This is a genomic window from Streptomyces sp. DH12, from assembly GCF_020873895.1.
GTDB lineage: Bacteria > Actinomycetota > Actinomycetes > Streptomycetales > Streptomycetaceae > Streptomyces.
This window is the reverse complement of sequence record NZ_JAHWGT010000798.1, coordinates 1-485: the sequence shown is the minus strand read 5'-3', so window position 1 is coordinate 485 and position 485 is coordinate 1. Positions and strand designations below refer to the sequence as shown.

Below are 485 nucleotides of genomic sequence, written 5' to 3'. Positions count from 1 at the left end.
CCTGATGCCCCTCACGGCGGACCGCGCCAAACCGGCGGTCACCTTCGGCGGCACGTACCGCCTCGTCGACTTCGTGCTGTCCAACCTGGTGAACGGCGACATCCTGCGGATCTGCGTGCTCACGCAGTACAAGTCGCACTCGCTGGACCGGCACATCACCACCACCTGGCGGATGTCCAGCCTGCTCGGCAACTACGTCACCCCGGTCCCCGCGCAGCAGCGCCTCGGCCCGCGCTGGTACCTGGGCAGCGCCGACGCCATCCTCCAGTCGCTGAACCTGATCTACGACGAGCGCCCGGAGTACGTGGCGGTGTTCGGCGCCGACCATGTGTACCGCATGGACCCGCGCCAGATGCTCGGCCAGCACATCGAGAGCGGCGCCGGCGTCACCGTGGCCGGGATCCGGGTGCCGCGCGCGGAGTCGCCCTCGTTCGGCGTGATCACCCCGGGCTCCGACGGACTCACCGTGGAACGCTTCCTGGAGA

Annotated in this window: 1 protein-coding gene; it reads left to right on the top strand. The window is 69.5% G+C overall.

Features of this window, described 5'->3' with window-relative positions; all coding sequences use genetic code 11:
• Position 1 precedes the first annotated feature (1 nt).
• A partial coding sequence (locus tag LPA54_RS37120) for a sugar phosphate nucleotidyltransferase (protein WP_267487988.1) occupies positions 2–485 on the top strand: 484 nt, incomplete at its 3' end.